This is a genomic window from Cellulomonas septica (genome assembly GCF_012396155.1).
Lineage (GTDB): Bacteria > Actinomycetota > Actinomycetes > Actinomycetales > Cellulomonadaceae > Cellulomonas > Cellulomonas septica.
Genome location: NZ_JAAXOY010000060.1, coordinates 1 through 9,607 on the forward strand (window position 1 = coordinate 1; position 9,607 = coordinate 9,607).

The window sequence follows — 9,607 nt, forward strand, 5'->3', positions numbered from 1 at the left end:
TCCTCCTCATCGCGGCGCCGCCGCTGGTCCGCGAGCTGTCGGTCATCCACTGGGCCGCCACGCTCTTCGGCTACGACAGGAAGAAGGCCGCGGCGTGAGCACCATGACCGCTCCCGACAAGCCGGAGCCGCTCGCGGGCGCACGCGTGGACGTCATGGGTGGCGAGGTGGCCCGTGTCCTCTGACGGCGGCCACGGCCACGCCGAGGCCGACGACGCCCTGCTCCCACCGGTCCGGCGCGCCACCACGGACGGTGCCCCGCTGCGGCAGGTCGTGGACCTCGTCCCGGAGCGTCAGGTCGCGGCGGCTGCGCTGAACCGGGCGAAGGAGGCAGCCCGGGCCAAGGGCATCCGCCCGGGCGACGCTCCGCGCAGGCGCGCGCTGGTCGACGTGAACCCGGGCACGGCGGGACCGGGCGCGCGCGACCCGCAGGCCGTGGCGGACACGCTCGGGGCGCTGGTGGGGCAGTTCGGGTGGGGGTCCGGGCTCGTGTCGGGCACGGTGCAGCACCGGTGGGCGGACCTCGTGGGGCCGCAGGTCGCGGAGCACTGCTCCTACGTGTCGCTCGAGGCGGGCGTGCTGACGGTGCAGGCGAGCTCGACGAGCTGGGCGACGAACCTGACGTGGGCGGTGCCGACGATGCTGCGCCGCTTCGCGGAGGAGCTCGGCGAGGGCGTGGTCTCGGAGATCACGGTGCTCGGGCCGTCGGGTCCGGGGTTCGGCCGGGGGAAGCGACGCGTGGCCGGGAGAGGGCCGCGGGACACGTACGGCTGACGCGCGGACGACCGTCGCGGAGCGCCGGGACGTGCGTCGTCACGGAACCCGCCAGAACTTCCCTCCTCCGCTGACGTCGACACGAGGGGTAACAGGCCGGGGTCCAGGTAGACTGTGAACGTCAATTCTGGCGCGCTTGCGCCGGTACCAGAGCCGAGAACTCCAGTCTCCTGGGGTGATCCGCCCTCCTAGGTCCTTGGCGGGGCGCTCTGTCGCGTGTGAGAGCTTGAGGAGTACATCCGCCCGTGGCCGACGAGAGCACGACCCCGCCCAGCAGCCCGAACGGCGCCGGCGGGTACGACGCCAGCGCGATCACGGTCCTCGAGGGGCTCGAGGCTGTCCGCAAGCGGCCCGGCATGTACATCGGCTCGACCGGTGCGCGCGGCCTGCACCACCTGGTCTACGAGGTGGTCGACAACTCGGTCGACGAGGCCCTCGCGGGGTACTGCGACGCGATCGAGGTGACGCTCCTGGCCGACGGCGGCGTGCGCGTCGTCGACAACGGCCGCGGCATCCCGGTCGAGCTGCACCCCACCGAGGGCAAGCCGACGCTCGAGGTCGTCATGACGATCCTGCACGCGGGCGGCAAGTTCGGCGGCAGCGGGTACGCGGTCTCGGGCGGTCTGCACGGCGTGGGCATCTCGGTCGTGAACGCGCTGAGCAGCCGCGTGGAGTCCGTCGTGAAGCGCGACGGCTACGCGTGGGAGATGGACTTCGAGGACGGCGGCAAGCCGACGGGTCCGATCCGCCAGGGCGAGGCGACGACGGACACGGGCACGAGCCAGACCTTCTGGGCCGACTCGACGATCTTCGAGACGGTCGACTACGACTTCGAGACGCTGCGCTCGCGCTTCCAGCAGACGGCGTTCCTCAACAAGGGCCTGAAGATCACGCTCACCGACGAGCGGCCGCAGCACACGGGCACCGAGGACGAGGTCACGGACGCGGAGCCGGCGCAGGACGAGGACCAGCCCGTCGACGCGCCGCAGCACCGCACGGTCACGTACAAGTACGACGGCGGCCTCGTCGACTACGTGACGCACCTCAACGCGGCGAAGAAGGTCGAGCTCGTCCACCCGGACGTCATCGAGATCACCTCGGAGGACACCGAGCGGCGCATCTCGGTGGACATCGCGCTGCAGTGGACGAGCGCGTACTCGGAGTCGGTGCACACGTTCGCGAACACGATCTCGACGACCGAGGGCGGCACGCACGAGGAGGGCTTCCGGGCGGCGATGACGTCGCTGATCAACCGGTACGCCCGCGACAAGAACATCATCAAGGAGAAGGACGAGAACCTCACGGGTGACGACATCCGCGAGGGCCTGACGGCCGTCATCTCCATCAAGCTCGGCGAGCCGCAGTTCGAGGGCCAGACGAAGACGAAGCTCGGCAACACCGAGGCGAAGACGTTCGTGCAGAAGGTGGTGAACGAGCGGCTGGGCGACTGGCTGGACTCGCACCCGAACGAGGCGCGCGACGTCATCCGCAAGTCGATCCAGGCGGCCGCGGCGCGCATGGCGGCCCGCAAGGCCCGCGAGGCGACGCGACGCAAGGGCCTGCTGGAGTCGGGCGGCATGCCCGGCAAGCTCAAGGACTGCCAGAGCAACCGGCCGGAGGAGTGCGAGGTCTTCATCGTCGAGGGCGACAGCGCCGGCGGCTCGGCCGTGCGCGGTCGCAACCCGCGGACGCAGGCGATCCTCCCCATCCGCGGCAAGATCCTCAACGTCGAGCGCGCGCGCCTCGACCGGGCGCTGGGCAACCAGGAGGTCCAGGCGCTCATCACGGCGTTCGGGACGGGCATCGGCGAGGACTTCGACCTCGCCAAGCTGCGGTACCACAAGATCGTCCTCATGGCCGACGCGGACGTCGACGGCCAGCACATCCGGACGCTGCTGCTCACGCTGCTGTTCCGCTACATGCCGGAGCTCATCACGCAGGGGCACGTCTACCTGGCGCAGCCGCCGCTGTACCGGATCAAGTGGTCGAACGCGGACCACGACTACGTGTACTCGGACCGTGAGCGCGACGCGTACATCAAGGACGGCCAGGCCTCGGGCAAGCGACTGCCCAAGGAGAACGCGGTCCAGCGGTACAAGGGTCTCGGCGAGATGGACTACCAGGAGCTGTGGGAGACCACGATGTCGCCCGAGCACCGCACCCTGCTGCAGGTCTCGCTCGACGAGGCCGCCGCGGCGGACGAGATCTTCTCGGTGCTCATGGGCGAGGACGTCGAGTCCCGCCGCTCGTTCATCCAGCGGAACGCGAAGGACGTGCGCTTCCTCGACATCTGACGGAGCCGGGCGCCGCCCGCCACCAGGCCGCGCGCGCCCACCCCCACGTCCTCCCCCGCCGCACGACAGAAGGAACCCCGTGACCGAGACCCCGGACCAGATCGAGCACGGCCGCATCGAGCAGGTCGACCTGCAGCTCGAGATGCAGCGGTCGTACCTCGACTACGCGATGTCCGTCATCGTGGGCCGCGCGCTGCCCGACGTGCGCGACGGCCTCAAGCCGGTGCACCGTCGCGTGCTGTACGCGATGTACGACGGCGGCTACCGCCCGGACCGCCAGTTCTCGAAGTGCAGCCGCGTCGTCGGCGACGTCATGGGCAAGTACCACCCGCACGGCGACTCGGCGATCTACGACGCCCTGGTCCGTCTGGTGCAGGACTGGTCGCTGCGGTACCCGCTGGTCGCCGGCCAGGGGAACTTCGGCTCCCCGGGTGACGACCCGGCCGCGGCCCCGCGGTACACCGAGTGCAAGATGGCCCCCCTCTCGATGGAGATGGTGCGGGACATCGACGAGGACACCGTCGACTTCGGCGACAACTACGACGGCCGCACCCAGGAGCCGCTGGTCCTGCCCAGCCGCTTCCCGAACCTGCTGGTCAACGGCTCGGCGGGCATCGCGGTCGGCATGGCGACGAACATCCCGCCGCACAACCTGCGCGAGGTCGCCGACGGCGTCCAGTGGTACCTCGACCACCCGGACGCGACGAAGGAGGAGCTCCTCGCGGCGCTCCTGCTGCGCATCAAGGGCCCGGACTTCCCGACGGGTGCGACGATCCTGGGCCACCGCGGCATCGACGAGGCGTACCGGACGGGCCGCGGCTCGATCACGATGCGCGCGGTCGTGAACGTCGAGGAGATCCAGGGCCGCATCTGCCTGGTCGTCACCGAGCTGCCGTACCAGGTGAACCCCGACACCCTCGCGAAGAAGATCGCGGACCTCGTCAAGGAGAACCGGGTCTCGGGGATCGCGGACATCCGCGACGAGACGTCGGGCCGCACGGGCCAGCGTCTGGTCATCGTGCTGAAGCGCGACGCCGTCGCGAAGGTCGTGCTCAACAACCTCTACAAGCACACGCAGCTGCAGGACACGTTCGGCGCGAACATGCTCGCGCTCGTCGACGGCGTGCCGCGCACGCTCAGCATCGACGCGTTCGTGCGGCACTGGACGACGCACCAGCTCGAGGTCATCCAGCGGCGCACCCGGTACCGGCTGCGCAAGGCCGAGGAGGCCATCCACCTCTACCGCGGCTACCTCAAGGCGCTCGACGCGCTCGACGAGGTCATCGCGCTCATCCGCCGCTCCCCCGACGCGGACCAGGCGCGGGCCGGCCTGATCGAGCTGCTCGACATCGACGAGCAGCAGGCCCAGGCCATCCTGAACCTCCAGCTGCGCCGCCTCGCCGCGCTGCAGCGCCAGGAGATCATGGAGGAGCACGCGAAGCTCGAGGCGCAGATCGTCGAGTTCAACGCGATCCTCGACTCCGAGCAGCGCCAGCGCGACATCGTCAGCACCGAGCTCCAGGCGATCGTCGACAAGTTCGGCGACGAGCGCCGCACGACGATCCTCCCGTTCGACGGCGAGGTGTCGGTCGAGGACCTCATCGCCGAGGAGGAGATGGTCGTCACCATCACCCGCGGCGGCTACGCCAAGCGCACGCGGAGCGACAACTACCGGGCGCAGCGTCGCGGCGGCAAGGGTGTGCGCGGCGCGCAGCTGCGCGAGGACGACATCGTCGACCACTTCTTCGTCACGACGACGCACCACTGGCTGCTGTTCTTCACGAACCTCGGCCGCGTCTACCGCGCGAAGGCGTACGAGCTGCCCGAGGGCGGCCGCGACGCGAAGGGGCAGCACGTCGCGAACCTGCTGGCTTTCCAGCCGGGCGAGACGATCGCGCAGGTCCTGGACGTGCGGAACTACGAGCAGGCCGAGCACCTGGTGCTCGCGACGCAGCGCGGCCTCGTCAAGAAGACGCGTCTGACCGAGTACGACTCGAACCGGTCGGGTGGCGTCATCGCGATCAACCTGCGCGAGGACGACGAGGGCCGGCCCGACGAGCTCGTCGCCGCGCGCCTCGTCAACTCCGACCAGGACCTCATCCTCGTGTCCCGCAAGGGGCAGTCGGTGCGGTTCACCGCGTCCGACGAGGCGCTGCGTCCCATGGGTCGCGCGACCTCCGGCGTCACGGGCATGAAGTTCCGCGACGACGACGAGCTGCTCGCGATGGACGTCGTCCGCGAGGACGCGTTCCTCTTCACGGTGACCGAGGGCGGCATCGCCAAGCGCACCGCTCTCACGGTCGAGAACTACCGGCAGCAGGGCCGCGGCGGTCTCGGCATCAAGGTCGCGAACCTGCCCGAGGCGAACGGCGACCTGGTCGGCGCGCTCGTGACCGACACCGACGACGAGGTGCTCGTCATCATGGAGCGCGGCAAGATCGTCCGGTCCGCGACGGCCGAGGTCAACGCGACCGGCCGCACGACGCAGGGCGTCATCTTCGCGAAGCCCGACGCGGGTGACCGGATCATCGCGGTCGCCCGCAACACTGAGCGACACCTCGGTGAGGATGCCGGTACCGTGGGCGGCGAGAACGGCCAGGGATCCGACGAACCGGACGCCTCGGGGGCCCCCGGCGCGGACGACGCGACCGGTGAGCAGGCCGTCGCCGACCAGTCCTCGGAGGACGCATGACCGACTCGACTCCGCCCTCGATCCCGCCGCGCCTGCGGCCGACGACCCCGACCACGGCACGTCCGGGGACGTCGTCGGGTGCGAAGTCGTCCGCGAAGTCGCCGACGGCGGCACGCAACGGGAACGGCCGCGCGGACTCCGCGTCGTCGACGTCGAAGCCCGTCCGGCCCGCACCGGCCGACGAGAAGCCGAGCAGCGAGCCCGACGGCGTGTCGACCCCGAAGCGCGACGAGCCGCCGTACCGTGCGTCGGCAGGGGTCCCTCCCCGCACGTCCACGTCGACGGCCGCCTCCACGTCCGCGTCCGACGAGGGCGAGCAGCCCTCGCCCCTCATGGTGGCGGTCGACACCGCGACCGTGTGGTTCAAGAAGGCGGCCGGCGCGACCAGCGCCGCGTTCGCCTCGGTCACCCGACCCCGTACCGAGGACCCGACCATGAGCAGTTCGGCACCGGCGCCCGCCGCCGCCACGTCACCGACGGCGGCGCGCACGTCGACCCGTCCCCCCGCGACCGGCGCGACCTCCCAGGTCCGCCCGGCGACCGGGCGCATCCCGACGGTCGGCGGCCCGCGCCGCGTGCGCCTCGCGGTCTCCCGGATCGACCCGTGGTCGGTCATGAAGCTGTCGTTCCTGCTGTCCGTCGCGATCGGCATCATGATCGTCGTCGCCGCGGCCGTGATCTGGCTGACGCTGGACGGTCTGCACGTGTTCACCGAGGCGAACAACCTCGTGAAGCAGATCACCGGCGAGGAGGGCTCGATCAACATCCTCCAGTACGTCGAGTTCCGGCGCGTGGTCTCGGGTGCGACGCTCATCGCCGTCATCGACGTGTTCCTGCTGACCGCGCTGTCGACGATCGGCGCGTTCCTCTACAACATCGTGGCGGCGCTCGTCGGCGGCGTGCACGTGACCATGACCGACGAGTGACCTCGACCGGCCGGCCGACCGCTCGCGCGGGGGCCGGTTTGGGCGGGACACCTCGCCTGGGGTAGTCTCGTCCGGCGCGCAGCGCACGTGTTCGCACGTGCGGAAGCGACACGGGCCTATAGCTCAGACGGTTAGAGCGCTTCCCTGATAAGGAAGAGGTCACAGGTTCAAGTCCTGTTAGGCCCACTCCCGACCCGTGGGGGATCCGATGAAGAAGCTCCTGCTCGTGGTGGCGGTCGCCGCCGTCGGTTACGTCCTCTGGCAGAAGTACCAGCAGGACCAGGACGAGCGGGACCTCTGGTCCGAGGTCACCGACACCTTCGAGTGACCGCCTCCCCCACGTGATCGCCGCCCTCCGGGCGGCACCCGGGGGCCATGGCGCAATTGGTAGCGCACCTGCTTTGCAAGCAGGGGGTTAGGGGTTCGAGTCCCCTTGGCTCCACACGCGAACGAAGGGCCGCCGACATGCGTCGGCGGCCCTTCGTGCGTCCCTGGCGTTGGCGTGCGGGGCGGTCAGGCTCCCGATCACTGCTCGACGAGCGACTTGAGCAGGGCGAGGTCGGTGCGGACCAGGGACTCGTCGCGGTCGAGCTCGGCGTCGGTCATGCCCGGCATGGGGCGGAGGGTGAAGACGACGTCGCACGCGTCATCGCCGTCGGGGATCGCGCGGAGCGGGACGTGCACGGTGGCGCCCGACGGTGTCAGGACCTCGTGGTCGAGCACGCCGAAGGGGTTCTGGGGAGCGAACCGGACGCGGGCACGGCCGTCGCCGGTCTCGACATACCACTCACCGTCCTCGTGCACGACGCCGGACCCGAGACCGGGCGCCCACCGCGGCAGGTTCTCCGGGTCGGAGACGAACGCGTAGACCGCGGACATCGGCCGGTCGATGTGCACGCTGAGATGGCGCGTCCTCGTCGTCATGCGGCGATCGTGGCACGAGGTGGTGACACCCGCCGGTGGGCAGCGGGATGGGCGACGGGACGACGGGGAGCGCCGTCCCGGCCGCCGTCTCCGGTGCTCTCGGCTGCGCCTCGTCGAACGGTCAGGTGCTGAACGGCTCGGCGTAGCGGGCGACCTCCTGGTGCCAGGCCTCGCCGTCGGGGCCGTCGAAGGTCCGGTCGACGACGCGCGCGACCTGGACCCGGACGCGGACGGCCACGTCGTCGCCGTAGCGGCCGCGGTGCGCGTCGAACCAGCCGAGGTACGCGACGAGCGCCTCGGGGTCGTGGGTGTCGGCGAGGGCGCCGAGCAGCCGGGTTGCGACGTCGACGGTCTCGGCGTCGGTGAGCGGGCGGGCGTGCAGGAGCGCGACGATCCCGCGGACGGCCCCGCCGGTGAGGTCCGGCAGGCGCAGGAATCGCTCGGTGAGGCCGGCGACGTCGGCGGTCGTGCGCAGGAGCAGCTCGAACCCGGCGGTCACGGCGACCGGCGAGGTGGTGGTGGTGACGTCCCGCAGGACGGTGGCGTCGTCGGCGCGCTGGTCGATCCAGCGACGGATGGTGGCGACCGCGGCGGGCAGGTCGTCGTCGGGGCGCAGGAGCCCGCGAACCACGGGCGGGTCGGTGGCGACCACGAGTACGGGGTCGTCGGCGCCGGGGAGCGCCTGGTCGGCGTACGGGACCTCGCGCAGCGAGTCGGGGGGGAACCTGGGCGTGCCGGGCGGCTCGCGACGGTCGGGCGGGCGGGCGGTGAGGAGCTCGACGGTGAGCGGGCCGTCGGGGGCGGCGCCGAACACCGGCTGGTCGGGGACGACCTCGACGTCGAGCGCGAACCCGTCGCCGCGGAACGGTGTCTCGTCGGCCGGCACGGGTCGCTCGTCGACCAGCCGGGCCGTCCCGACGAAGGACGCGGACGCGGACTCGACGGCGTCGAGCCACGAGCGCGCGGCGGGCGTGCGTCGTGGTCCCGCGGACCGCCTGCTCATCCGTCCACCTCCCGCTCCCCCGCCTCACCAGCTCGACTCGACGACCGTCGCGACGTCGTTCGCGACGGGGTCGCCGTGCAGCGGCCACTGGCCGCCCGTGGCGTCGCCTGTCCCGGTCACCCTCGCACCCGACGTGGCGGTCGGCGTGACGACACTCGCGGCGGGCGAGGCGGAGTTGAACGTGACGGTCGTGCCGTAGTCGACGAGCCAGTCGGCGTAGTTGAGCATGATCGCGTTCGTCGACGCCGTGTCCTTGACCGCGAGCCAGCTGCGGAAACGGTCGCGACCGTCGGTCTTCACGAGCTGCTGCTTGGCCGTGCCGGACCCGACCGTCCAGGGCTGGGTGCTGTCCGGGGTGTCCTGCATGGCGGTGTTCTTGGTGCTGGGGTCGGTCGCGCTGAAGGGGAACACCGTCTCGGGCCCGTACCAGGGGCGGAAGCCCGCGTCGCCGTCGCGCACGGGGAGCGCGCTGCACGTGTCGGACACCTTCTTGCGCTCGCCGAAGAACGTCGGGGCGATGCGCGCGAGCAGGCCGGGGGTGTGGCCGGCGGGCTCGTAGTAGAAGTTCCGCGAGGACTCGTAGACGGTCTGCAGGAAGCCGATCTCGTACTGCCCGACGCGCGCGGCCGGGCCGGACGCCCGCACGGTGCCGCTCGCGGCGTAGGTCGCGGAGGAGAGGTTGATGTCGGTGCCCGTCTTGGTGACGGTGAGGGGCCGGGCGACGGCGGCGGCGAACGCGCTCGAGTCGAACGTCACCGCCCCCATCATCGACGCCGCCCCGCCGCGCGCGGTGGCGCCGAGGACGGAGGCGACGTTCGCGACCGTGCTGTCGGTGGTGCTGAACCGGTGCGGCGGCGCCGCGCGAGCAGGCCCGCGTCGGTCGGGACGTCCGTCGTCGCGACGGCCGCCGGTACGGCGGAGGTCGGCGTGCTGGTGGTCGACGGGCTGCTGGTCGGAGCGGTCGCGGTCGTCGTGCCCGTGGTCGACGTCCCGGG

General features: G+C 71.4%; 8 protein-coding genes and 2 tRNA genes. 7 read left to right on the forward strand and 3 right to left on the reverse strand.

Annotated features, from left to right (window positions below):
* Positions 1–173 precede the first annotated feature (173 nt).
* The 7 genes from HGA02_RS04370 to HGA02_RS04395 all read left to right on the forward strand — a co-directional run bounded on the left by HGA02_RS04370 (position 174) and on the right by HGA02_RS04395 (position 7,127).
* Positions 174–773: a DciA family protein gene (locus HGA02_RS04370; RefSeq protein WP_343035262.1), complete on the forward strand. Its 600-nt coding sequence runs from the start codon at positions 174–176 to the stop codon at positions 771–773.
* Positions 774–1,018: 245 nt separating this feature from the next.
* Positions 1,019–3,067: a DNA topoisomerase (ATP-hydrolyzing) subunit B gene (gyrB, locus tag HGA02_RS04375; protein WP_168677943.1), complete on the forward strand. Its 2,049-nt coding sequence runs from the start codon at positions 1,019–1,021 to the stop codon at positions 3,065–3,067.
* A gap of 79 nt (positions 3,068–3,146) precedes the next feature.
* Entirely contained in the window at positions 3,147–5,759 is a 2,613-nt protein-coding gene (gyrA, locus tag HGA02_RS04380; protein ID WP_168677945.1) for a DNA gyrase subunit A, read from the forward strand.
* Entirely contained in the window at positions 5,756–6,685 is a 930-nt protein-coding gene (locus HGA02_RS04385; RefSeq protein WP_168677947.1) for a DUF3566 domain-containing protein, read from the forward strand. The genes gyrA and HGA02_RS04385 overlap by 4 nt, the downstream gene beginning before the upstream one ends.
* Positions 6,686–6,797: 112 nt before the next feature.
* Positions 6,798–6,871, forward strand: a tRNA-Ile gene (locus HGA02_RS04390).
* 22 nt (positions 6,872–6,893) lie between these two features.
* On the forward strand, positions 6,894–7,013 hold the full coding sequence (locus HGA02_RS20345; RefSeq protein WP_210728157.1) for a DLW-39 family protein: 120 nt from the start codon (positions 6,894–6,896) through the stop codon (positions 7,011–7,013).
* A 41-nt stretch (positions 7,014–7,054) separates the two neighbouring features.
* Positions 7,055–7,127, forward strand: a tRNA-Ala gene (locus HGA02_RS04395).
* An 83-nt stretch (positions 7,128–7,210) separates the two neighbouring features.
* On the opposite strand, the gene HGA02_RS04400 is transcribed toward HGA02_RS04395, so the two are convergent.
* From HGA02_RS04400 to HGA02_RS04410, 3 genes are all read right to left on the reverse strand, one after another.
* Positions 7,211–7,609 carry an SRPBCC family protein gene (locus tag HGA02_RS04400; protein WP_168677949.1) on the reverse strand — a complete coding sequence of 133 codons (399 nt, stop codon included), beginning with the start codon at positions 7,607–7,609 and terminating at the stop codon, positions 7,211–7,213.
* Positions 7,610–7,730: 121 nt separating this feature from the next.
* A complete protein-coding gene (locus HGA02_RS04405) occupies positions 7,731–8,612 on the reverse strand; it encodes a hypothetical protein (RefSeq protein WP_168677951.1) in 882 nt (293 codons plus the stop codon).
* Between the two features lie 24 nt (positions 8,613–8,636).
* Positions 8,637–9,368 carry a hypothetical protein gene (locus HGA02_RS04410; RefSeq protein WP_168677953.1) on the reverse strand — a complete coding sequence of 244 codons (732 nt, stop codon included), beginning with the start codon at positions 9,366–9,368 and terminating at the stop codon, positions 8,637–8,639.
* Positions 9,369–9,607: the final 239 nt, after the last annotated feature.